This is a genomic window from Paraburkholderia phytofirmans, assembly GCF_046028095.1.
Classification (GTDB): Bacteria; Pseudomonadota; Gammaproteobacteria; order Burkholderiales; family Burkholderiaceae; genus Paraburkholderia; species Paraburkholderia phytofirmans_A.
In genome coordinates this window covers 415,774-439,239 of sequence record NZ_JAQQDJ010000003.1, presented here as the reverse complement: position 1 = coordinate 439,239, position 23,466 = coordinate 415,774, and the positions used below count along the sequence as shown (strand labels likewise).

The following is a 23,466-nucleotide window of genomic DNA, read 5'->3' as shown; positions in this document are numbered from 1 at the left end:
CCGACATAACAGCCGACGCCGTTGCTGAACGTACGCGGCGCGGTCAACATCACAGACGGCGACGTGGGCGGAACCGCACCGAACACCACCGAGCCCGTTCCGAGGAATGAGCACTTGCCATTCTCCTGCGCGCACAACTTGTATTGCTGTCCTGAGACCGTGATGGTGCTTGCCTGGGCCTGCGCGCTTTCCGCGGCAAACGATGCCAACACTGTTGCTGATGCAACGCCCAATAGTTTCAAGTATCTCGTCATTGTCCGTATGTTTCGCTAAAAGCAGGTTGTCCCCGAGAATTCAGCGAGATCGATCAGTCGTCCCGCCTTGACGTTATTGAGTCCAGAGAGAGGTGAACCTGAGAACGCGCTGACCGCGTTCATTGCTGATGAAGCTTTGATGTGCCGCTATCCGGTGTCGGACGCGCTGCCTTCCGCTCGCATTCCGACTTCACCGACCAGCGGTGTAGGCGAAATGTTTTCCCGGCGTCGGGCCAACATTCTATTTATTACGTCATCCTTACTATTTCATTGCGCTGCGATCATTCGACAATCGCAAACAATGACTACATCGATATCTTCAACAGCGGATATCGAGCGCAACGCGCCCGATGCGTGAAAGATTCGGTCGACGCCGGCAAGAAGAATCCCGCCGATCGCATGACCGGGAGAACGTCACAAGGAGTTAATGCATGCCGCTGACGCGATTCGAACATCTGGCGAGGCTCACACTGACAGGCCAGTGCACCTCAGTTTGATAAACAAATTTCGCACCAATATGCGCGACTTAAAAAATTCAGGATGACGAAAAATTAATCCGGTTTTTTTCGTTCACCGTTGACAGCCAGTTATTGATGTGAACCCGTCGGCTCGACAGTGATCGAGGTCGCCCTCGCCGCGCGAGTCGGGTTCGGAACCCAAAAAACCGCTTGATTCGCCAATTCGCTTCGCTCATGCAAAGCCGCTACCGCAGCGCAGCAACCGTGGGTGTAACTGTTACAGACCCGTCGGCACCCGATCCATGTCGCCGGTATTAGTTACAGAAGCTTTTGGCAGACGAATTATAAACGTTTCATCCGCGTAACGTGCCTAGTTGAAGGGCGATAGGTGATAATTACGAAATATTTCCATAACATCTGCCCAAAGCTTTTCCAAACGGCGCGAAATGGAAAAACCCTGCCTCGTGGAGCACGATAAAACGTAATTCTTTGATTTGTCAGTAGATTATCTAAATTTGTACAGTCCGATTCGCCGATCTCGCAATTTTTATATTGATAATACAAATGCATTCATAATTCTGTCGCCCACCTAATCGCGACGATACGAACAATTCAAATGTAATGTTAAAATAGTGTCGCATCATTTTTACAAGAAATCCAACTCGCTTGAGCAAACAGACGGGCCTCAAAAGTTGAACCTTCGATATCTCTCGTTTACTTCGCATCACGAATTACATTGTCGTTTCGCAACGGCCACCGTCTCTCCCAGCTAACGAAACCGCTGACGAAATTGCTAGGGTTTACTACAAAAAATCTCGGCGGAACATCACTGTAAAAGTGCTCACGTCCGCGTAACCCAGATCATGGGCAACCTGAGCTGCTGGATGGCCGACCGAGAGTTTCGACATGGCTTCGGCGAGACGCAGCTGCTTGTGCCACTGTCCGAAACTCATGCCCGTCTCCTGACGGAAGAGCCGCGCGACAGTGCGTGAACTGGCGCCGATCCGCTCGGCCCAACGCTCGAGCGTGTCGCTATTCGCCGGCTCGGCGATCAGGCTTTCGCAAATACTGCGCAAGCGCGCATGACCCGGTAGCGGCAAGCGCGCCAGATGGGCGACTTCGTCGGCGTCTTCCAGCAGCCGCACGATCAAGGCGGCGCGGCCCTCGCAGGCGTTGTCGGCTTGCGCGTCGAACATGCCGAGGATCGACGCGCGCAGCAGATCGCCAACCGCGATCACGCGGCACTCCTGCTTCTGCGACGCGAGGGAACCAGGTCCGATATACAGCGTGCGCATCGAGACAGCACAAGCGCAAGGCTATCTCGAACGCCTCGACATCGCGCACAAAGTGTCGGTTCGCGACGGCGCGTTCACCACGACCGATCTGTCTACCGGTCAGCGCAAACGGCTCGCGCTGGTGCACGCCTATCTGGAGCGACGTCCAGTGAAGGTGCTCGAAGAGTGGGCCGCGGACCAGGACCCAACTTTCCGCCGGATTTTCTATAGCGAGATCCTGCCGGACCTGAAGCGCCAGGGCAAAACGCTGATCGTGATTTCGCACGACGACCGCTATATCAGCGCAGCCGACCGTTATATCCGGCTGGAAGACGGCCGCATCGTCGAAGAAGTGCGGCCCGTGCGCGTGTCGGGTCACACACCGCCGCGGTCCAATGCGTCATGATGCACCGCGTGCGGCCACGGCTGCGGTCGCAGTCGCGATGGCAGCGGCGCATCAGCCCCACGTCCTACCGCGACGCCGTCGTAAACAACACCGGATCGTTGCGATACAGATCCGGGAACATCCGCTTCAGATCGGTCACTTTCGGCAGATCGTTAATCGCAATGTACGGATAGTCCGGATGCAGCGCTAGGAAGTTCTGGTGATAACTCTCCGCCGGATAAAAGCCCTTGAAGTCCTCGACGCGAGTCACGACTTTCGCTGAGAACACATGGGCGCCATCGAGTTGCGCAATGTAAGACTGCGCGATGCCGCGCTGCGCCGCATTCACCGGAAAAATCGCGGAGCGATATTGCGTACCGTGATCGGGGCCCTGATAGTCCAACTCAGTCGGATTGTGCGCGACCGAGAAGAATATCTGCAGCAAGCGGCCATACGTGATCTGCGTCGGATGGTACGTGATCTGCACCGACTCCGCGTGTCCCGTATCGCCCTCGCTGACGGTTTCGTATTGCGCCGTGGATGCCGCGCCGCCGGTGTAACCCGAGGCAACCTGCTTCACGCCGCGCACATGTTCGAACACGCCTTGCACGCCCCAGAAGCAGCCGCCGGCGAACACCGCCGTTTCGCTATGCGTCGCGGCGGCTTTTTCGTCCTGTACGGGCGCGGGAACCTTGGTGGCGGCTTCGGCGGAATGCGCGACGTGCTGCGCGGCCACGACGCCCAGAGCAACGACGACGAGGCCCATGATTCGTGTGACGGAGAAACGCTTCCGCAGCGACGCTGTGCTGGTGGATATCGTGCGCATAATCAGTCCTTCAGATCAGTAAGAGTTGAGTCGAGCCACTTGCGTCGGCTCAGCCGAACGTGAAAGCAAATGCCTGCACGCCCGGGTCCAGAAACTCGATCGAGAACGTGTGATCCCCGACTTCGCCCGTTTGCCGCACCAGTTGATAGAGACGCTGTCCGGTCACGGTACCGCTGCCATCGGCGGCAACATCGGTGCCGTGCGACGCGCCGGGCGCGGCACCGTCGACGCTCACGCGAAACCGCACCGGCTTGCCGTCCTTGCCCGGACCGAGCACCAGATGCAGGTCGCGTGCATGAAAGCGATATACGATGCGTCCCGCCGGTGCGACAAGCGTGGCGTGCTCCGCGCCCACGTTCCATGCACCGGCGAGGCCCCAGTCGTTGACGCCGGGTTGCGACGGCGCTGCATACGTGTGCGTCTTGTCCGCCACTTCCCCGCCCGGCGACACGAAGTTCTCCGCCCGCTGATAACCGACGTAGGTTTCCGGCGATTGCATATCGGCGTTGTCCGCCGCGGCCTGCACGCCCTGGGCGCCGCCGTTTGCAATACCGATCGCGACCTTCGACGCATTCGCGTGACCCGCTTCGGTCAGCAGTTGCTGGATCACCTTTTCGGATTCCGCGTAATCGCCTTCGCCGAAGTGGTGATAACGGATCTGCCCTTTCGCATCGACGAAATAGTGCGCGGGCCAGTACTGGTTATTCAGCGCGCGCCAGATTGCATAGTTGTTGTCGATCGCGACGGGATAGTCGACACCGAGGTCGTGCGTAGCCTTCTTGACGTTGTCGATATTGCGTTCGAAGGCGAACTCCGGCGCATGCACGCCGATCACGACGAGCCCCTGATCCTTGTACTTCTGCGCCCACGCTTTGACATACGGCAGCGAACGCAGGCAGTTGATGCATGAATAAGTCCAGAAGTCGACCAGCACGACTTTGCCGCGCAAGTCCTGCGTGGTGAGCGGCGGCGAATTCAGCCATTGAACCGCGCCGTTCAGCGGGGGCAGCACGCCTTCCACCGGCAGCGGCGCTGCATCGGCGGCGGCGGCTGCGGCGGCGGCGGCGGCGGCGGCGCGCATCATCGCGCCGCCCTGCGCCGGATTGGCCACGGTGGAATCCGCATCGGCGCCTGCCGCCGATTGCGACGCCGGGTTGGCGCTCACCACCGCGCCGCCGGACGCATCGGCCGGATTGCCGGCGACCGGCGCTTTGTTCGGCGACAGCTTGTCGACGAGCTTCTGCTCGAGTCCGCCAGTCGCAACCGTCGAGACGCGAGCAAGCACGCCGGTGTCGAAACCGAGCGCGATCGCCGCCACGCCGCACAACATCAATGCGCCGATGCCGCGGCGGATCCATTCGCCCGCGCCCAGCGAGCGCTTCATCGCCGTGAACACCTTGCCGCCGATCAGCAGCGCCACCGCCAGCGAAGTCGCCGCGCCGGCCGCGTAGGCCACCAGCAGGAACGTCGTGCCGACGCTCGCACCGCGCAACGCCGCGCCCGTCAGCACAAGACCGAGAATCGGACCGGCGCACGGCGCCCACAACAGGCCGGTGGCAATGCCGAGCAGAAACGATGAACCGGCGCGGACCTGCTGACCATCGGCCTGTGCGAAGTTCGACAGACGATTGCCGACGCTGACGAGCGGCCCCATCAGATGATCGGCGAAACGCGGGAACAGCAGCGTCAGCCCGAAGATCGTCAGCAGTGCGATAGCCACCCAGCGGCCGTACTGGTTAGCCTGCGTGACCCAGCCGCCGCCCACCGCGGCAAGCGTGGCGACGAGAGCGAAGGTCAGCGCCATGCCCGCCAGCAAGGGCAAGCCGCTGCGCACGAAAGGCTGGTCGGCGCGCGCGAAAACGAAGGGCAGCACCGGCAGGATGCACGGGCTGAGAATCGTAAGTGCGCCGCCGAGATAGGCGAGAACGATGAGTAACATGTCAGTTCCGAACGTTCGTATAGGTCGGTTAAAGTGGGCACGCTGGCTCGAGCGGCAGCCGGCGTACAGTTCATTCAAAACCTGATACTGCAGAAAGTGCCCACATCCTAGAGCGCCGCCGGTGTCGAAGTCCTCACGAAAAGTTAAATTAAATGTGATAACTCGCTGCCCGGAAATTTTGCACAATGGCGTCATGGCCGCTTTCCCGGCGGCCGCGCCCGGCCCTTCTCAACCACGCCCCGAACCGCGGCTCAAGCCCACCATGGACAATCCGAAGCGCATCCTGATCGTCGAAGACGACGTCGACATCGCCAACGTGCTGAGCCTGCATTTGCGCGACGAGCGCTATGAAGTCGTGCACAGCGCGGACGGCAATGAAGGGCTGCGCCTGCTGGAGCAAGGCGGCTGGGACGCGCTGATTCTCGATCTGATGCTGCCCGGCGTCGACGGACTGGAAATCTGCCGGCGCGCCCGCGCGATGACGCGCTATACGCCGATCATCATCACCAGCGCGCGGTCGAGCGAAGTACACCGGATTCTCGGCCTCGAACTCGGCGCGGACGACTATCTCGCCAAGCCGTTCTCCGTGCTCGAACTCGTGGCGCGTGTGAAAGCGCTGCTGCGGCGCGTCGACGCGCTGGCGAAAGACTCGAAAATCGAAGCCGGCAGTCTGCGCATCGCCGGATTGTCGATCGATCCGTTGACACGCGAGGCCGCCGTCGACGGCAAGCCGATCGAACTCACGCCGCGCGAATTCGATTTGCTCTATTACTTCGCGCAGCATCCCGGCAAAGTGTTCTCGCGCATGGACCTGCTCAATGCGGTGTGGGGCTATCAGCACGAAGGCTACGAGCACACTGTCAACACTCATATCAACCGGCTGCGCGCGAAGATCGAGGCCGATCCGGCTCAACCCGAGCGCATCCTGACCGTTTGGGGACGCGGCTACAAGCTCGCCGTGCCCGGCGAGCCAGCCGGCGCACCGAAGGACCCATCGTGAATCTGACGCTGACCCAGCGGCTCTCGCTCGTTTTCTCCGTGCTGCTGCTGGCATGCTGCGGCGCGTCGGCCCTCCTGCAGATCCGTTCGAGCGATCTGCACGAGAAGGAAGTCATACAGAGCCTGTCGCGCAATCTCGCCGACCATATCGCTCATGGCAACTCGTTGATGGATGCCAACGGCTTGCGGCCCGATGCGGTCCGGCAACTATTCGGCCAACTGATGAGAGTGAACCCGAGCGTCGAGGTGTACCTGCTCGACAATCAAGGGCACATTAAAGGCGACGACGCGCCCGCGGGACACGTCAAGCGCGAACAGGTGAATCTTGCGCCGATCCGGCAATTCTTTGCGGGAGATGCGTTGCCGATTCTCGGCGACGATCCGCGCAGCGTCGACGGTAAAAAGGTGTTCAGCGCAGCACCGCTGCAGTTGAGCGGACAGCCGCCGTCCGGCTATATCTACGTGGTCCTGCTCGGTGAGGAACACGACGCGCTCGCCGCGCGCGTGGCGGCCAGTTCCGTGCTGCGCACTACCTTGTGGTCGATGGCGCTGGTCGCGCTGCTGGGATTGCTGGCCGGCTTGACCGCATTCGGCCTGATCACGCGGCCGCTGCGGCGCCTGACCGACGCCATGCGCCGCTTCGATGCCGAGGGCGAGCCCGACACCCAGCCGAGCGTGCCGCGTTCGTCACCGGTCGGGCGCCGCGACGAAATCGCCGTGCTCGAAGCGACGTTCGCGCAGATGGCGAACCGCATCGGCGAACAATGGCGCGCGCTGACGCGCCAGGACCAGCAGCGCCGCGAGCTGATCGCCAATATTTCGCACGACCTGCGCACGCCGCTGACCTCGCTGCACGGCTACCTCGAAACGCTTTCACTGAAGTCCGACACGCTCGGCGAAACGGAACGCAAACGCTATCTGGCGATCGCGCTCGCGCAAAGCGTCAAGGTGGGCCGGCTCGCGCAGGCCCTGTTCGAATTGGCCAGACTCGAACACGGCAACGTGCAACCGGCGCTCGAACAGTTCTCGCTGGTCGATCTGGTGCAGGACGTCTTTCAGAAATTCGAATTGCCGGCCGAGGCGCGGCATATTCAGTTGCGCGCGAATATTCCGCAGCGCCTACCGAACGTCAGTGCCGATCTCGGCATGATCGAGCGCGTGCTGACGAATCTGCTCGACAACGCGATCCGCCACACGCCCGCTGAAGGATCGATCGAAGTCGATCTCGCGCATAAGGAAGGCAAAGTGTCGGTCATGGTCAGCGACACAGGTCCGGGCATTCCGCCCGAGCAGCGCGAAGGTCTGTTCGAGCGCCCGTTCAGTTCAGGCGGCGCGCATCGTGGCGGCGGACTGGGGTTGCTGATCGTCCAGCGCATGCTGCAATTGAACCAGAGCCAGATACGTTTGCTCGACACGGCGGGAACGGGCACGACCTTCTGCTTCGAGTTGCCGACGGCCGTCGCCCGGTCGAGCGCCGCCGGCGTCCTCATGTGACGGGCAGCGCCTGCCTCCGCTGCGGGTTGCCGGACTCAGCGGGTCCAGGCTCAGACCAGCAAGTCCTCGTAGAACGCGCCGGCGAAGCTGTGAGATAGACGGCTGCGTGAAGTCCATCGCGGCGGCGATCACATCGAACTTGCGCACTGAACGGTGGCGGATCAGATGATCATCGTCGCCTTCCGAAGCCGCCGGCGTTCCCGCCAGTTGCGTAACTGACCCGCGACAAAGGCACCGATCAATAACGCCAGATACAGCATCAGAATGTTGTGGCGCCATGTATCGAGAGAAAGTTGATGCGCGACCAGCTTCGGGTCGGACTGCAATGGCCCAACGCAGAGTGCGAGGACCGCCTGCTTCATTCGAACAAAACCCACGGCGGACAGCACGGGCAGTCCAACGAGCAGCCCAATCAGATAAGGTTTCGCGCGCCACGCCCCTTCGCGATGACGCATACGCAGCCACAGTCCCAGACAACCATGCACCCAGCCCGGCGCAAGCAGCGCAAGCTGCAAACCTTGCGTGCCGCTGGTGATGAGCGATATCACGATGCGCTCGTAGTTGGGCTCGAAACCGTACAGCGACGAGGCAAGCCGGGTAGATACCACATGACGGATTAGCAGCAGCGGCAGACTCAATCCCGCCCAAAGCCGCACCCACTCAGTGAGTGGCATTTTCCAGTGACGGCGCCCGTAGATCGTTCGCAGCGCCAGCGAAAAATGCAATAGCGACGCGCCGTAAAGAAGCACCGTTCCCGGCGCGCTGCGCCACACCCGCAATGCCAGTGTAAGACCGCGACCCGCAAGATCCAGCGACCAGATTCCGAGCGCGTGATTGATCAGATGCAGGGACAAATAGACCAGCAGCACCACACCGGACACCAGCTGACAGCGGCGCAGCAAAGTATGGACAGCCGATTCCCTCGCAACGCGGCCAGCCATACTTAGCGACCGTCGAAAAGGCACGAGTGGCGCGCGACCCGCCGCTCGCAGCATGTCGGCCGGATATAGCGGCTTCCAAATCGCAATGCGCGTTCGATTCATTTCAGGCCTCGCGTGAGAGGCCGTACCCGCCGCTCGATACCCGTTTTGTGATTCACCGGCGTCCGGCGGATAGCGTCGGCAAATTTCTCTAGTGCCGACAGCGAACCGCACACGCTGTGGTATTCCTCCCGGCCGATCCGGGCGTCGAGGATAACGGCCATTCCCGATTCACGGGCCATATCGATGATGTTCATTTTGCTCACCCCAATTCGTGTCTTCACGCACTGCAAGACGTCGAATCCGACGTGATTATTCCCGCGCTTTTTTCAACGCGCTACCGGGAATAAGACATCCACTCCCCTGGTTTAACCGTTCAGAGCGTGCTGATGCCGGCTCACGTCGAGTTCGAACATTGCGCTCGCATATCGAGGAGTATTGACATGAAACTGACCTCTCTGAACCGTCTCATGGTCCGCGCCGCAGCCGGCGCACTCGTTGCAAGCGCAGCCCTTCTGGCAACGGCAAGCGGCGCCTATGCGCAAACGTCGGCCACGCCCGGCACGCATCAACTCACGCGCGCCGAAGTGCGCCATGAACTCGAGGAGTTGGAAGCCGCCGGATACGATCCGTCTCGCGGCGACGAAAGCGACTATCCCGCCGACATTCAGGAAGCGGAAAGAAAAGTAGCCGCCATGCACGCAGCCCAGCAGAGCGCGCTAAACAACAACCAGCCAGCCATGCAAGACATGCCCATGCATTGATGGCGGTCCGGTGTGTGTGAACCTGTGGACAGCGGGTTCTCCTTTTGAGCGTCGGTCTTTTTCGGATCGACGCTCCTTTTTTTTGCCGCGTTCAACTCAACGCGCGGGGGCTCCTTACACCAAAATCCGTCGGGCCATGATCGTTTGAAATAGAACCTCGCCAGTGTAGAGCCTGTTGTCGTTCAACAGACAGCAGGTTGTTGGACTGTTGGGCTTCTCGCACCACTCAAAGCTTCTCCGCACGCTCCTCAAGCCGGCATGTCCTTTGTTTTCAGCAGGTTGAGCATTTTCAAAGAGGCATGGCACATCATGTGCAGTGTGAGTGTGCGAGCACACAAAAGTGCTCGCACACCCAGGTAATTTTCTCAAGGAGAACGTCATGAAAGACCTGAAGATCCGCGAGTTGCATCGCAACGAAGAAATGACCTCTGCCGACATGGCGCGCGTAGTCGGAGGAAAAGATAAAGAACCGGTCGGCAAGCCGACCCATATCGACGCGATGAATGGCGTCCTCACGTTCGGCGACGGCTCGAAGTGGTCGATGGACCTCAACGGCAAGCTTCATCCGCTTTAAATCGACAAAGCTTGCCTGGTTCTCCGATGAAGCGCCTCGAAGCCGGGCGCTTCACCGGTGACCGGCCGATCAACTCAAGCCATCACATCCGAGTCGAGAGCGAAGTACTCAACGTGCGCCGCACGATCGGCGCGAGCGACGCACCCAACCGCTCGCCCTGACGTTCGTCGATCAGGCTCGTGAGAAGTTTGGAGAAACGCGGCTCTTCGACACCCGACACGATGTACTGCCAGCGATACGCGTCCAGCACCCCGGCCTTCACGCGCGCCTGTTCGTGATCGGCAAACGTGCGCCCAGCATTGGCGAGAAAGTACGCCGCATCCGCCTCGGCTTGCAATTGCAGCAAACCGTCCACCGCACCGATCAATTCGGTCAGGTCGCCAATCGCGGCATCGCGCGCTATCGCATCGAGCTTCGCATCGTCGCGCACCCATTCGAGTTCGTCGATGATCGCGTGCTGCGACTCTTCTTTCCAGTGAAACAGGAACACGTCCTTGAAGAGCGGCGACAGGCTGTCGTCGGTTTCCATGCTCTGGCGATAATGCACTTGCGTCACGATCTCGATGCAGCACGTCAAAGCGAGAATAGCCCACGTCGATTTGCCGAGAACGAAGTTCGCGACGTCATCGGTCGGCGGCATGAAGCGATAACCGGCCGGCATGTCTTCACCGGCCAGCAACTCCAGACGGCGGAATAGTTCCTGATGCTTCAATTCTTCTTCGGTGAAGCGCATTACCGCTTCGAGCGCGATCTGGTCGCCCAGCGCATGATCGCGGCCGACCTCGAGCATCTTCGCGCCGACAAAACGCTCGACCAGCCGGAACATGTTCGCGTAAGTACGGCCCTGCACCTGCGACATCAAACGGCGCTCGTCCGCGTTCAGGAACGGCAGCCGGTCGACTTCCGTGAGACCGTCCGGCAGGAACTTGTGCGCGAGATCGAAACGGCGTCCGCGAATCACGTCGCGGTCGATATCCCAACGGATACGTCGGGACACTTCAATACATCTGGCGTAACGCTGCGACGGCAACTCGGCCTGGGTGGCGTTCATGGCTTTACTCCTCGATGGAAAAGAGATTCGAGCGGCGCAGCGAGAGTTCGCATGGGTCACCGTCTGAATCGAATTTTCCGTATCGAGGTCGTAGCGCGCATGAGGCGGCAGTCCCGGCGGAGAGCCGAATAGCGTGGAGTCGTGCGGTGCGAGGGGGACCTGTGTCCCGGATGGCCAGCCGGGCTAGATAACGTCAGGCCGCGGGCGAATCGAAGCCCGCCTTGCGAGCGAGCACGATGGCCTGCGAACGGTTTTCCACTTCGAGCTTCGCAAAGATGCTCGTGATGTGATTGCGTACCGTCTTTTCGCTGAGCGCGAGCCGCGCGGCAATCTGCGCGTTATCGCGTCCACCCGCAATCAGTTCGACGATGTCGCGCTCACGCGGCGTCAGCGTGGCGAACACGGGATCGATGGCGACGTCGGCCGACAGGAAGTTTCTGATTTCTTCGCGCCAGCGCAGCCACGCCGGCTCCGTATCCAGCAGCAGATGATTCTCGCTTTCGAGCGGCACGAAGCGTGCATCCGGAATCTGTCCCGCGAGCAGGCGGCTTTCTTCGAAGGGCACGCGGGCATCGCCGCTTGCATGCAACACGAGCGTCGGGCACGTGACCTGTTCGAGCAGATCGACGACATCGATCTCATTGAAGACCCGCATGATTCGCGCGGCGTTGCGCGGCGTGGTGGTCATGCGTTCGAGTTCGTTGAACCAGCGGTGCTGCTCGGGCGTGCCGCCGGGGATGAACTGCGTCGTGAAAAATTGCCGGAAGGCCGGGTTCTGTTGACCCCAGCCGAGTTCGGCGAGTTTGACGAGCGTTTCGGCCTCGTCGCGCATTGAGTCGCCGCCGTGCCGCTTGAGCCGGCCGCGCGCATAGCCGCCGTAAAGTATCAGACGCTTCACGCGCTCCGGATGTGCAACCGCATAAGCGACGGAAATCGACGCGCCCTGCGATATCCCGACCAGTGCGAAGCGTTCGACGCCACTCGCGTCGATCACGGCCTCGAGGTCGCGCATCCAGGCTTCGAAAGAAATATCCGCGACGTCGCGATCGGACAGCCCGCAGCCGCGCTGGTCGTAACGCACGAGCGTGTGCTTGCGGCTCAGTTCCTCGATCAGATGACTCCACACAGGACTCTTAAGATCGAGTTCGAGATGGCTCAGCCAGTTTGCAGCCTTGACGATCACCGGACCGGTGCCCGAACTCGCATAGGCGATGCGCACGCCGTCGCTGCTGGTACAGAAACGTATCTGCTGCCGGAGGCTGGGCGGACTAGCGGACATAACGCGCGCAATGGGGTTGTCGGCTCGAAAGGCCGTGAATTGTCGGAGGAAAGAAGAAAGAAAACTCCCGCAATTCGCGCGGGCTGATGTTATGAGCAGCTTTCAACATAGAAAGCCGCCACGATGTAATCAAACACTGCAAACGCCGGACGTCAACGCGAGACGTGCAACGACAGCCACGCAGGCAACCAATACACATGCGCCACTACCACGCCAAGTTTCGTCTTTTCCGAACCTTCGCTTCGCAATTAGCAGGTTTATCCGATCCCAAACCTACCGCAGACTAAAGCTCATCTTCACAACGGACATCGTCCACGTAAGGAAAAAATCATGCGAACCTACCCGCGTAACAGCCCGCAAGCCGCAGCACGCATCGTCGCGCTGGCACTCACTTCTGACGGCCACGTGTGCAGTTCGGAAGAGCGCGTGCTGCAGAGATTGAATATCGCCGGCGAACTCGGTCTCGCGCCCGCGCAATTCGAGCAGATCGTGCAGACGCTGTGCGAAGACCACTCGGTCGCGCATCTGTCGTTCGCGCCGCCGGTGGGCCGTCTCGACCCGGCCATGCTCACGACCTTGATCGACGAGATCGACGATCCTACGTTGCGCCGCAAGGTGATTCGCCTGTGTGTCGCCGTGGCGGTCGCGGACGACTATCTGGCAGACGGCGAAATCGCCCTGCTCGCCGCCATGTTGAATGCGTGGGGGCCCGACCTGATGCCGGCCGCGAGCCGTCACGGTCTGCCGTCGCGCGTCATGCGCGGTTATCAGCGCGCGCCGGCCACCACCTGAGAAGCGAGCCCGTGATGTTGCCCGCGACGCGAACGGATGGCGTGAATCTCCTCGATCACGCCATCGGCGCGGCCGAGCCAGCGCAGGCCTCGCAGCAGCGACAGATCTTCCGCGCCGAGTTCCGCGAGCGGAAACACGCCGAGGCCGCGCGCGGCGAATACGGCCATCAGCGCGCTGTCCTCGAATTCACCGACAATGCGCGGCCGGATGCCCTGCGCGTCGAACCAACGGTCGAGCCGTGCGCGCAAAGCGGCATGCCGGGTCGGCAGAAGCACGGGCACCTCCGCGAGACACTGCGGAAAGCCCGCGCGCGCGGATTTGCGGACGATCTCAGTCGGACCGTACCAGTCGACCGGCGAACCGGCCAGGCGCTGGCTCAGCACGCGCAGGTCGGCATTGTGCGGCGCCGGCTGGCACGCGAGCACCAGATCGAGCCGATGCAGCGCGAGTTCGGACATCAGTTCCGCGTGCTCGCCCTCGTGACATAAAAGCCTGAGCGACGGCGTGCCGAGCACCGGCGCCAGCAGCGCATGCGCCGCGAGCTTCGAAATGCCGTCGGAAAGACCGACGGCGAGCCGCGCCACACCTTCCCCACCGGCCTCGCGCATCTCGTCGAGAAGCGCCTCGCCAAGCTGAAAAATCTGCTCCGCGCGATGGAACGCCGTCTCCCCGGCTTCGGTCATCGTGACGCCGCGCCCCGCTGGCTTCAGCAATTGCCGCCCGATCGATTTCTCCAGCTCCCGCACCTGCGCGCTGATGGTCTGCACCGCCATATCGAGACGTTCGGCCGCACGCGCGAAGCCGCCCTCTTTCACTACTATCCAGAAGTAATACAGATGCCGGTAATTGAGCATGGCGTGACACTTCGAAAAAAACGATATATCGCTCAGAGTATCACTGATTTATCCGAAGCCAGAAGATGGCGATGATGATCGCTAATCCAACGTCACCCGCATTCATTCGCTCACGGACACCATGGACACTCTGCTCACACTCGTTGCCGACCCCGCCGCATGGGCCGCGCTCCTCACGCTGGTCGTGATGGAGATCGTGCTCGGCATCGACAACCTGATCTTCATCTCGATCCTCAGCAACAAGCTGCCGGAAGCGCAACGCGCGCGCACGCAGCGCATCGGCATCATGCTCGCGCTCGTGATGCGGCTCGGCCTGCTCGGCACCGTCGCGTGGATCGCGCAGTTGACCGCGCCGGCTATCACGCTGTTCGGCCACGCGTTTTCGTGGCGCGATCTGATCCTGCTCGGCGGCGGCCTGTTCCTCGTCTGGAAGGCGACGCGCGAGATTCACCACCACGTGACGCATGCCGAAGAGGAACGCAGCAAAGCGGGCAGCACCGTCCAGTTGACCGTGGCGGCCGCGATCGGCCAGATCCTGGTGCTCGATATGGTGTTCTCGGTCGACAGCATCATCACCGCTGTCGGCATGACCGAACACATGCCGATCATGTTCGTCGCGGTGATCAGCGCGGTTCTCGCCATGCTATTCGCCGCACGCCCGCTGTCACGCTTTATCGATCGCAATCCGACCATCGTCACGCTTGCGCTCAGTTTTCTGCTCGTGATCGGTATGACGCTGATTGCGGAAGGTTTCGGTTCGCATGTGCCGAAGGCCTACATCTACGTGGCGATGGCGTTCTCCGCGTTCGTGGAAGCGATGAACATGCTGGTGCGCCGCGCGAAATCGAAGCGCGTGCTCAGCAGCGGGCAATAAGCGAAAAGCGTGTGATGGTTTTTCCCGGATCGGGCAGTCTGCATTCGCCCGGTCCAGCATTCGATGTCTTTCTACTCTTGAGGAGCGATGCCATGAAATGCCCGGTTTGCAAAACCACCGACCTGCTGATGACCGAGCGCCGCTCGATCGAAGTCGATTACTGTCCCGACTGCCGGGGCGTGTGGCTCGATCGCGGCGAACTCGACAAGCTGATCGCGCAGGACACGGCGAATTCAGACGCGCCGCCTGCTCCGCGCTCAAGCTACGATAGCCACGAAGGCCATCGGCAGCGGGATCATTCGTACGACAGCCACCGCGGTTACGACGAGCATCGATCGGGTTATCGGACGCAAAAGAAAAAGCGCTCGCTTTTCGACGTGTTCGATTTCGACTGAGCGCCGTCAGCCATGAGAGAAGACGCGCCGGGAACGTTCCGGCGCATATCGCACTAACGTGCTTTGCCGCGAGCGCTCTTGCCGGTGCTGCCGGCGCGAGGCGCATCTTTACCGGCGGGCGCGGCGCCGCCGTTTATCTGCTCCATCCACGACAAGGCATCGACGTAGGACAGAAACTGCTTGAGGTAGCCCGGCGAAACTTCGCGCATGAGCGAGAGCGCCCGATGCACGAGGCTGCTCGAGTTGAGCGGACCGGCGTTGCCCGGCACCTGTTCCAGCGACTGCCGCATCTGCTTTTCCGTGCGGACTTTCGACCAGACTTCCCTGAAGTAATCGAGCGCGGGCAGTTCGGGATATGAAGCCGCGCGCGGCAAACCGATCGCCGCGGGCACATGATCCTGACTCGCGATGTAGTCGACGAGGCTCTTCAGCGTTGCGTGCTTGGGCTCGTCGGCGCTGTGAGCGGCAGCGTGATCAGCCGGAGATGCCGCGCGTTGTTCGATACGCTTCGCATATGTATCCAGCAGACCGGATAGCCGTTCGTCCAGAATCCTCCGCGCTTCGCCGCTGTGACCGGCCGCGCGTCGTTCGAACGCGTCGATGAAATGGAAGCGGACAGGATCGAGCCGATCGTCGCCGCGCTCGCGCCACGCGTCTAGCGTCGCTCGGGCTCCGCTTGCCAGAGTGTTTTCGCCGTCGTTACTCACGAGGCTTCACCGTTGCAGTCGATGGCCGCGGGACCGGCGCTATTTCCACGCGCCGATTTTTCGCGCGTCCTTGCTCGTCGGTATTTGCACTCACAGGTTGTCCGGAGCCGAACGCAGCCGCAAACAGCGAGGACGCGGGCACGCCATCGTCGATCAGCGCGCGCGTCACCGTCAACGCGCGCTGCGCCGACAATTCCCAGTTGTCGGCGAAACGGCGGTTGCCTTCGCGCAGACGCTGGTCGTCGGTGAAGCCGCTCACCATCAGGATTTCGTCATTGGCGCCGAGATACGCGGACAGCGGCCCGGCCAGACTCTTCAGCAAGTCCCGGCCTTGCGGCTGCAACTGATCGGAGTTCAGCGCGAACAGCACATTGCCGCTGATGCCGATGCGCCCGTTCACGAGCGTCACGCGCCCAGCCGCGAGCGGACCCGCGAGCGCCTGCTCCAGCGTCTTGCGGCGCTGCGTTTCCAGTTGACGCTGCTTGACCTCCTGCTCCAGCTTGCTCGACAGCTCCAGCTGAACGCCGATCACGCCCACGAGGATCAGCACGAAAGCGCCCAGGAGCACCGACATCAGGTCGCCGAAAACCGGCCAGATCGGCGCGACCTGCTCCACGCCGCCGTCGATGTCCTCGCTCATGCCGCTTCAGCTCCCGCCGACGCGCGGCGGCCGGCAAGCTGCTGCAGGTCTTCGACGATCTGCTTCTGCGACATCACGCTCAGATCGATGACTTCCCGCGCCTGCGCCACGTAGTACGCAAGCTGTTCGTCGCTGCGCGCGAGGGATTTGTCGAGCGCGGTTTCGATGCGTTGCAGGTGCGTCACCAGCTTGTCGTTCGACTCGCCGAACACTTGCACGGCAGTGCCGAACGCTTCGCCGAGACTTGCCACTTCGACGGCGCTGCCGGTGACTTGCGCGGCCACCGAGCCCAGCTTGCCGGTTTCGAGTTCGATCTTGTCGGTGAAGCGCGTGCCCACGCGCTCCAGCAAATCCGCCGACGTGGCGACGAGCGCGTCGACCGCCGTGCGCTGCTCGGTGGATGCGTGATTGACGGCGTCGAGCAGGGTTTCCAGCGTTTCCAGCAAGCGGCTGCGCTCCTGCAGCATCGCGGTATCGCGGACCATGCTGTCGGAGAGTTTCTGACGCAGTTCGGCGACGACTTCGGCGGCGGCCTTCGGCGCTTCCGAAGCGGCTTGCACGAGCTGGCCGATCTCGGCGATCGTCTCGCTGGCGTGGGCCTGTGTCTGGGCGGAGATGTCACGCGCGGTTTGCGCCAGCGTCTCGCAAATTTCCTGCTGACGGCTCGCGGTACGTGCGCCCGCTCGTTCCCATTCCGCGCTCAAGGTCTTGGCCATTGCGCCGAGCGCTTCGGTCCAGGCGGCCAGACGCTGCTGATCGCGCGAGGCCAGTTCGGCTTGCAGATTTGCCGCGGCCTTCGGCGCTTCCGCCGCGGCCTGTACGAGCCGGTCGATTTCGGCAATCGTATTGCTGGCGTGCGCCTGCGTTTGGGCCGAAATATCGCGTGCGGTTTGCGCCAGCGCTTCGCAGATTTCCTGCTGACGGCTCGCGGTTTGCGCGCCCGACTGCGCCCATTCCTTGCTCAACGTGGCAGCCATCGCGCCGAGCGTCTCGGTCCATGCCGCCAGACGCTGCTGGTCCCGCGAGGCCAATTCAGCTTGCAGGTTTGCCGCCGCTTTGGGCGCTTCGGCTGCGGCCTCGACGAGCCTGTCGATCTCCGCGATCGTGTTGCTGGCGTGCGCTTGCGTTTGCGCCGAAATATCGCGTGCGGTTTGCGCCAGCGTCTCGCAGATTTCCTGCTGACGGCTCGCGGTTTGCGCGCCCGACTGCTCCCACGCCTTGCTCAGCGTCGCCGACATCGCACCCAGCGCCTCGGTCCAGGCCGCGAGCCGTTGCTCATCCTTCGAAGCCAATTCGGTCTGCAAGTCCGCGTGCGACTGACCCACTCCACGCAGCAGCGACGCCGCGTGCTGCTCGAAAGTCGCGGCGGCCGCCGCCAATGCCTGCTGGTTGTTCGCCGCGAGCTTTTCGCCGGCGCTCTCCTGACGCGCCAGCGCCTCGTTCCAGGCCCGCGAGACGTTGCCCGCCGTGCTTTCCAGCCGCGCTGAAACGCCGTCCAGCAGACCGGCCGAGCGTTGCTCGAACGTGTCGGTGAAGCGATCGAGCGAGGCGCGCAGATGCTGCGCCAGTTCCTCGCTCGAACGCTGATGTCCCGCCAATGCCTTGTTCCAGATATCCGCGACGGTCGTGGTGGTCGTCTCGAAGCCGCTCGCCAGCCCGTCCAGTTGCCGCTGCACGGCGTGCGTGACGGTGTCGTGCAACGCGCTCGTCTCGCGCGCGAGGCCGGCCATCGTGGCTTCCATGACCGGTTGCAGCGCCGCGCCCGCGGCGCGCGTGCTGTCCGCCACGCTCTCCTTCAACGACTGCTCGACCGAACTCGCGAGGCGCGTATAAGCGGCCTCGGCCCTGCCGTGGAAAGCCTCCTGGCTGGCGATCTGCCGCTCGTTCAAGGCGAGGCTCTGTTGCTCGATGGCCGACATCATCGTCTGCAGACGGTCGACCAGCGTGGGCATCACCTCGGACTGACGCTGCAGGAGCCTGAAGGCCTCTTCACGCTGATGACTCTGCGAGTAGATGCGCAGGGTCGTCGCGATCTTCACGTCGAGCATCTGCGCGGCTTGCAGGCGCTCACGCCGGCACAACGCGGACAGCAGCCCAAGCATCGCGGAGCTCGCCACGCCCGCAATCGAGGTGCCGAACGCAAAGCCCAAACCCTTGACAGGCGCGGCGAGCGAAGCGCGGATCGCCTGCAGGTCGGTCGCGCTTTCCAGCGCCATGCCGGTGCCGCGCAAGGTCACCACCATGCCGAGCAACGTGCCGAGCATGCCCAGCAGCACCAGCAAGCCGACCAGGTAAGGCGTGAGTGCCGGACCCGGCAAGGCCACCCGTTCGCCCTCGACGCGCAGGCGCGCCGCGTGGCGCAGGCTCGGATGCAGGGGCTCGAGCCATGTGCCGAGGCTCGGCGGCGGCCCGCTCAGGCCGGCGACCGCCTGCGTCAGCGTGGCGGTGGCCTGGTTGTAGCGGTGCAATTCGAGCGAACCCGCCAGATAGCACACGCCGATCAATAGGGTGACGGCCAGTGCCAGCGGGTTCGAACCGAGGTAGCCGGCAGCGATCCAGCACACAGCGGCCAGACCTGCCAAAAACACAACGAGATCAATACGATATCTGGACATAGTGTCCCAGTTAGCTGGCGCGAAGGGCGGCGAGCAACCCTTCGACCGGTTGTAAACGAATATCCAGTTCGGCAAGCAACACGCTCTGCATGTCCTTGCGGAACACATTCAGCCATGCGCCGGCTGTGAGCGCCGCTGCGTTGCTGGCGACGTTGCTGTCGGCGTCTCCTGCTGTTTCGTCCGACGCTTCGGCGGCAGCAAGCGCCGCCTGCTCGGCCGCGCGCAAGCGCTCGAAGTGCCCGGCCAGCAGCGCGGGTATGGAGGCCAGCAGGTTGCGCTCGCGCTCGCTCAGGGCGCGCTCCATCACCGCGTCAACCACGGCGAGCCGCGCCATGGCGGGTGTTCGGGTGGCCAGCATGCCCCGCAGGCGGCCGCGCAGATTGCCGATCGCCATTTCCATCGACTGCTGGATGGAGAGATAGCGTTGACGGAAAACCGCGTAATCGGCCGCCGGCTCCGCGGGCGCACTCTGCAAAGGCGCATGCGCGGACGCGCGCGCGGGGCCGCGCCGCCTGTCGGCCGCGAACACGCTATCGCCCGTGATGGTCTTCGCCAGCGAACTGCGCGCGCGGACGTACTCCGACTCTTCGGCGCTGCCGAACACGCGGGTGCCGGCGGAAACCGCGGGCGGCTTGCCGTTCAGTACCGAGGACAGCGCAATGGCGTCGGTCCAGCCGAGCCATTGGCTGAGACGGTCCGAGAGCGATTGCCTGGATTCGGGAACATCGACATCCGCGAGGCGTGCCAGTAAGCGAATGAGCGCCGGGCCGCTGAGGGCGGTGCGCGGGGGGGCTTGCAACATACCACCGGAGGCAAAAAAGTCGCCAGTTTACACGCTGTCAGCGCCTGGGCGGCTGCAAGTCGATTTGCGGGCCGTGCGCGAGGCGCATTTTACTTGAGCGGCTCGCTTACAAAAGCGACACACCCTCGCGTGCCAGAAGGTTTTCGCGCATCCACTGCTCCATGCTGCAAACCGCCATGCCGTGCTGCCCGTTGAACGTGCGCTCCTTGTCCCACGACACGCCCGCGCCTTGCGCGAACACCACGCGATACTTCCCCACCGCGCTGTCCGGTTCGCCCGCCAATTCGTCTTGCAACCGCGGCACGCCCCATTCGACGCGGCGTACCTGACGCCCGAGCACCGCATCGATCGTATCCGCCAGTTGCCGGTAAGTCACCGTGTCGCCGGCGACGAACACGACCTCGTCCGCGATACGCGGTTCGGCGAACACGATCTCGACGGTGAGCCTGCCGATGTCGTCGGCCGTGGTGAGCGTGACCGCGTTGTCCCAATTGCCGAGCGCGTGAACCGTGTTCCGCTCCAGGTCCACCACGCCGAAGGAAGGCTCGAACAGAAAGCTCGTGAACATGCCGGTCGACACGATCACCCATTCGGTTCGATCTTGCGCGCGCAACAGATCGCGAACGTCGAGCTGTTCGTCGAACAGATCCTGCGCGCTGCCCCGGCCGATAACGTCGTAGTCCACCCCGAACTGCCACGGGAAATAACGCCCGACGCCGGCCTCGAGCACGGCACGCGCGATCTTCAGCTGCACGCCTTTTCCGCCGACAAACCCCGTGCAGGAGATAACCGTGTCGAAGCGCCGGAACAGCGCGGCGAGCGAGGTCTCGGACTGCCCGGCCAGATCGCCCGGCACGAGTTCGATGGAAAGCGAACGCAGTTCGACGAGGTCCTTCTGTTTGGCGGTATCGCTCGATTGCAGGGTCGACGGCCGCAGCAGCACCGCGACCGAGACGCCAGGCGACGAAGCGGCTCGGCTTGCGAGACTCCGCAACACGGCCATGCCGAGTTCACCGGCGCCGAGAACGAGAATGGATTGAGTGTGCGACATGGTGTGACCTTTACGAAGTTCGGGAAATAGATTCGGTTTTGCGATCCGCTGTCACCGGCAACACGCTGCTGCGTAGTGGTTTCGGACAGACGTCAACCGGACGATCCGGAGTCTAGGCGCGTAAGCCGCTGCCATTGTTCGCTCTCACGGAATTGAGAAAGCAGCCGCCTCGAACCAGCCGGCCCAGGTCGGATAAAGCGAACGACTCCATGTAAGATGAACGCCCGCTTCAACGCGCCTGTGGACGGCGCCGCGCGAACCCGGACAGGTGCCCCGCTCATGGACAAACTTCAAGCGATGACGACCTTCGTGCGCATCGTCGAGGCTCAGAGCTTCAGCAAGGCCGCGGAGACGCTTTCGCTGCCGCGTTCGTCGGTCACTACGATGATCAAGAATCTGGAGCAGGAGCTAGGCGCCGCCCTGCTCCGGCGCAGCACCCGCACGCTCAGCCTGACCGATGCAGGCGAGCGTTACTACGCGTCCTGCCGGGCGATTCTCGCGGAGATCACGCGCGTGGAAAGCGAGTTATCCGCCGATGCAGCGACCCCGCGTGGACGTGTCCGCGCGGACATGCCGGGCGTCATCGGGCGCGCGATGGTGTTGCCGCGGCTGCGCGAATTCGAGCAGCGTTTTCCCGGCATCGAACTCGTGCTCGGTCTGAGCGACCGGCCCGCGGACCTGATATACGACGGCATCGATTGCCTGATCCGCACCGGCGAACTGGCGGATTCGAGCCTGATCGCGCGACGGCTCGGAGAACTGAGCTGGATCACGTGCGCAGCGCCGCGATATTTGAAAGAATATGGCGAGCCCGAAAGCGTGAGCGCGCTCAACGAACACCGTGCGATCAATTACATTTCGAACGCGACCGGCAGGCCGCTCGACTGGCGCTTTCATGTGCAAGGCGAAGATCTCACCATGACCATGACAAGCCGCTTTGCGGTGAATGAAACAGAGGCCTATCTGCAATGCGGCCTCGAAGGATTGGGATTGATTCAGCTATCGGAGTTCGTCGCGCTGCCGTATCTGAAATCAGGGCGTCTAAAAGAAGTGCTCGCCGCTGCGCGATCGTCGGCTGTGCCTGTTTCAATTGTCTATCCGCACGGCCGGAATGCGAGCGGCGCGACCCGAACGTTTGTCGACTGGATCGCGGAACTCTTCGAACAAAGCGACTTCAAGCGAGGCCTATAAGCAGAATGAAATTCGATACCGTTGTGCTCGGGGCGGGCATTGTCGGCGTGTGCATTGCCGTGCATCTGCAGAAACGCGGCCGCCAGGTCGCGCTGGTCGATCGCAAGCTGCCCGGCAACGAGACCTCGTTCGGCAACGCCGGGCTGATCCAGCGCGAAGGCGTCTATCCTTACGCGTTTCCTCGCGGGCTCGGGACGTTGCTGCGCTATGCGCGCAACCAGTCACCCGACGTTCGTTACCATGCCGACGCGATCCTCAAGACTGCGCCATTTCTCTGGCAGTACTGGCGCAACTCTCATCCAGCGCGGCACGCCGCCATTGCGAAGTCGTACGCGACGCTGATCGAGCATTGCGTGAACGAGCACCGCGCGCTCGCCGCCGAGGCTGGCGCGAGCGCGCTGTTACGCCCGATCGGCTGGATGAAAGTGTTTCGCACCGCAGCGGCTCGCGATGCGGAAACCCGGCTCGCCGAACGGTGGCATCGCGAATATGAAGTCGAATTCGAAGCGCTCGACGCCGCCCGCCTGCAACAGCTGGAGCCCGATCTCGACAAGACCTTGCTGGGCGGCCTGCGCTATCCGGAATCCGATTCGGTGAGCGACCCGAACGCGCTCGTCACCGCCTACGCCAGATATTTCGAAGCACTCGGCGGACGCTTTTTTATCGGCGACGCGGATACGCTGCGCGATGGCTGGCAAGTCGACACGGAAGCGGGAACGGTCTCCGCTTCATCCGCGGTCGTGGCGTTGGGGCCGTGGTCGGAGCGAGCGAGTGCGCGCATGGGTTACCGCTTGCCGCTTGCCGTCAAGCGCGGCTATCACATGCACTACGCGCCGCAGGGCAACGCACGCCTGAATCATCCGGTGCTCGACGCAGAGGGCGGCTACCTGCTGGCGCCGATGGCGCGTGGCATCCGCTTGACGACGGGCGCGGAAATCGCGGACCTCGAAGCACCCAAAACACCGACGCAACTCGCGGCGGTCGAACCGGTTGCGCGCACGCTGTTCCCCTTGGGCAAGCGTCTCGACGACGAACCCTGGATGGGCCGGCGTCCCTGTACAGCGGACATGCTGCCGATCATCGGCCCCGCGAAAAAACATGCGGGCTTATGGTTCGCGTTCGGCCACGCGCATCACGGACTGACGCTGGGTCCGGTAACCGGCCGTCTGCTCGCCGAAATGATGACGGGGGAAGCAACGCTCGTAGACCCGCGGCCGTTCAGCGTGGAGCGGTTCGCACGGCACGGTTAGCGCTTCGGGCCGCAATAA

At 62.5% G+C, this 23,466-nt stretch carries 23 protein-coding genes and 1 pseudogene; 11 read left to right on the top strand and 13 right to left on the bottom strand.

All coding sequences use genetic code 11. The features are described from left to right. The first annotated feature begins 21 nt into the window (after window positions 1-21). Window positions 22-273 (top strand): hypothetical protein, encoded by a 252-nt coding sequence (locus PQR54_RS10885; RefSeq protein WP_244322873.1) that lies wholly within the window; start codon window positions 22-24, stop codon window positions 271-273. Window positions 274-1,515: 1,242 nt separating this feature from the next. On the opposite strand, the gene PQR54_RS10880 is transcribed toward PQR54_RS10885, so the two are convergent. Next, a complete protein-coding gene (locus PQR54_RS10880) occupies window positions 1,516-1,950 on the bottom strand; it encodes an AraC family transcriptional regulator (protein WP_408245403.1) in 435 nt (144 codons plus the stop codon). A gap of 70 nt (window positions 1,951-2,020) precedes the next feature. Here PQR54_RS10880 and PQR54_RS10875 point away from each other — a divergent pair. Next, a pseudogene (locus tag PQR54_RS10875) lies at window positions 2,021-2,392 on the top strand (cyclic peptide transporter); the annotation flags it as partial. Window positions 2,393-2,456: 64 nt separating this feature from the next. Here the strand turns inward: PQR54_RS10875 and msrA are convergent. Both msrA and PQR54_RS10865 read right to left on the bottom strand, forming a co-directional pair. Then, window positions 2,457-3,197, bottom strand: coding sequence for a peptide-methionine (S)-S-oxide reductase MsrA (msrA, locus tag PQR54_RS10870; protein WP_408245401.1), 741 nt, complete (start codon window positions 3,195-3,197; stop codon window positions 2,457-2,459). Window positions 3,198-3,246: 49 nt separating this feature from the next. Then, window positions 3,247-5,136: a cytochrome c biogenesis protein DipZ gene (locus PQR54_RS10865; RefSeq protein WP_408245399.1), complete on the bottom strand. Its 1,890-nt coding sequence runs from the start codon at window positions 5,134-5,136 to the stop codon at window positions 3,247-3,249. A 262-nt stretch (window positions 5,137-5,398) separates the two neighbouring features. Here PQR54_RS10865 and PQR54_RS10860 point away from each other — a divergent pair, with 262 nt between their 5' ends. Next, window positions 5,399-6,136 (top strand): response regulator transcription factor, encoded by a 738-nt coding sequence (locus PQR54_RS10860; RefSeq protein WP_408245397.1) that lies wholly within the window; start codon window positions 5,399-5,401, stop codon window positions 6,134-6,136. Continuing rightward, entirely contained in the window at window positions 6,133-7,629 is a 1,497-nt protein-coding gene (locus PQR54_RS10855) for a HAMP domain-containing sensor histidine kinase (RefSeq protein ID WP_408245395.1), read from the top strand. Before PQR54_RS10860 ends, PQR54_RS10855 begins: the two co-directional genes overlap by 4 nt. A gap of 161 nt (window positions 7,630-7,790) precedes the next feature. On the opposite strand, the gene PQR54_RS10850 is transcribed toward PQR54_RS10855, so the two are convergent. Then, window positions 7,791-8,570 carry a hypothetical protein gene (locus PQR54_RS10850; RefSeq protein ID WP_408245393.1) on the bottom strand — a complete coding sequence of 260 codons (780 nt, stop codon included), beginning with the start codon at window positions 8,568-8,570 and terminating at the stop codon, window positions 7,791-7,793. A gap of 98 nt (window positions 8,571-8,668) precedes the next feature. After that, window positions 8,669-8,866 (bottom strand): hypothetical protein, encoded by a 198-nt coding sequence (locus PQR54_RS10845; RefSeq protein ID WP_408245392.1) that lies wholly within the window; start codon window positions 8,864-8,866, stop codon window positions 8,669-8,671. Between the two features lie 186 nt (window positions 8,867-9,052). Between PQR54_RS10845 and PQR54_RS10840 the strand changes: the two genes are divergently transcribed. Together PQR54_RS10840 and PQR54_RS10835 are read left to right on the top strand one after the other, a co-directional pair. After that, window positions 9,053-9,373 carry a DUF4148 domain-containing protein gene (locus PQR54_RS10840; protein ID WP_408245390.1) on the top strand — a complete coding sequence of 107 codons (321 nt, stop codon included), beginning with the start codon at window positions 9,053-9,055 and terminating at the stop codon, window positions 9,371-9,373. A 379-nt stretch (window positions 9,374-9,752) separates the two neighbouring features. Continuing rightward, window positions 9,753-9,947, top strand: a complete 195-nt coding sequence (locus PQR54_RS10835) for a hypothetical protein (RefSeq protein ID WP_408245388.1) — start codon at window positions 9,753-9,755, stop codon at window positions 9,945-9,947. Window positions 9,948-10,029: 82 nt separating this feature from the next. Here PQR54_RS10835 and PQR54_RS10830 read toward each other — a convergent pair whose 3' ends face one another. Beyond that, on the bottom strand, window positions 10,030-10,998 hold the full coding sequence (locus PQR54_RS10830) for a hypothetical protein (protein ID WP_408245386.1): 969 nt from the start codon (window positions 10,996-10,998) through the stop codon (window positions 10,030-10,032). 193 nt (window positions 10,999-11,191) lie between these two features. Further along, window positions 11,192-12,277: an alpha/beta fold hydrolase gene (locus PQR54_RS10825; protein WP_408245384.1), complete on the bottom strand. Its 1,086-nt coding sequence runs from the start codon at window positions 12,275-12,277 to the stop codon at window positions 11,192-11,194. A 330-nt stretch (window positions 12,278-12,607) separates the two neighbouring features. Between PQR54_RS10825 and PQR54_RS10820 the strand changes: the two genes are divergently transcribed. Then, entirely contained in the window at window positions 12,608-13,069 is a 462-nt protein-coding gene (locus tag PQR54_RS10820; protein WP_408245382.1) for a TerB family tellurite resistance protein, read from the top strand. On the opposite strand, the gene PQR54_RS10815 is transcribed toward PQR54_RS10820, so the two are convergent. Continuing rightward, a complete protein-coding gene (locus PQR54_RS10815; RefSeq protein WP_408245381.1) occupies window positions 13,045-13,923 on the bottom strand; it encodes a LysR family transcriptional regulator in 879 nt (292 codons plus the stop codon). The genes PQR54_RS10820 and PQR54_RS10815 overlap by 25 nt on opposite strands. 121 nt (window positions 13,924-14,044) lie before the next feature. On the opposite strand from PQR54_RS10815, the gene PQR54_RS10810 reads away from it, so the two are divergent. Further along, window positions 14,045-14,797: a TerC family protein gene (locus tag PQR54_RS10810; RefSeq protein ID WP_408245379.1), complete on the top strand. Its 753-nt coding sequence runs from the start codon at window positions 14,045-14,047 to the stop codon at window positions 14,795-14,797. Between the two features lie 92 nt (window positions 14,798-14,889). After that, window positions 14,890-15,192: a TFIIB-type zinc ribbon-containing protein gene (locus tag PQR54_RS10805; protein WP_408245377.1), complete on the top strand. Its 303-nt coding sequence runs from the start codon at window positions 14,890-14,892 to the stop codon at window positions 15,190-15,192. A gap of 53 nt (window positions 15,193-15,245) precedes the next feature. On the opposite strand, the gene PQR54_RS10800 is transcribed toward PQR54_RS10805, so the two are convergent. The 5 genes from PQR54_RS10800 to PQR54_RS10780 all read right to left on the bottom strand — a co-directional run bounded on the left by PQR54_RS10800 (window position 15,246) and on the right by PQR54_RS10780 (window position 21,007). After that, window positions 15,246-15,899: a DUF2894 domain-containing protein gene (locus PQR54_RS10800; RefSeq protein WP_408245375.1), complete on the bottom strand. Its 654-nt coding sequence runs from the start codon at window positions 15,897-15,899 to the stop codon at window positions 15,246-15,248. Beyond that, a complete protein-coding gene (locus PQR54_RS10795) occupies window positions 15,892-16,539 on the bottom strand; it encodes an OmpA family protein (protein WP_408245373.1) in 648 nt (215 codons plus the stop codon). Before PQR54_RS10795 ends, PQR54_RS10800 begins: the two co-directional genes overlap by 8 nt. Further along, a complete protein-coding gene (locus PQR54_RS10790) occupies window positions 16,536-19,154 on the bottom strand; it encodes a DUF802 domain-containing protein (protein WP_408245371.1) in 2,619 nt (872 codons plus the stop codon). Before PQR54_RS10790 ends, PQR54_RS10795 begins: the two co-directional genes overlap by 4 nt. A 10-nt stretch (window positions 19,155-19,164) precedes the next feature. Further along, window positions 19,165-19,956, bottom strand: a complete 792-nt coding sequence (locus tag PQR54_RS10785; RefSeq protein WP_408245369.1) for a DUF3348 domain-containing protein — start codon at window positions 19,954-19,956, stop codon at window positions 19,165-19,167. Window positions 19,957-20,062: 106 nt separating this feature from the next. Then, the gene (locus tag PQR54_RS10780; RefSeq protein WP_408245367.1) at window positions 20,063-21,007 is read right to left on the bottom strand and encodes an aromatic alcohol reductase; all 945 of its coding nucleotides are present in this window, start codon (window positions 21,005-21,007) and stop codon (window positions 20,063-20,065) included. Between the two features lie 279 nt (window positions 21,008-21,286). Here PQR54_RS10780 and PQR54_RS10775 point away from each other — a divergent pair, with 279 nt between their 5' ends. Together PQR54_RS10775 and PQR54_RS10770 are read left to right on the top strand one after the other, a co-directional pair. Then, window positions 21,287-22,198 (top strand): LysR family transcriptional regulator, encoded by a 912-nt coding sequence (locus PQR54_RS10775; RefSeq protein WP_408245365.1) that lies wholly within the window; start codon window positions 21,287-21,289, stop codon window positions 22,196-22,198. A gap of 5 nt (window positions 22,199-22,203) precedes the next feature. Further along, window positions 22,204-23,448, top strand: a complete 1,245-nt coding sequence (locus PQR54_RS10770; protein WP_408245363.1) for an NAD(P)/FAD-dependent oxidoreductase — start codon at window positions 22,204-22,206, stop codon at window positions 23,446-23,448. The last annotated feature ends 18 nt before the right edge of the window (window positions 23,449-23,466 follow it).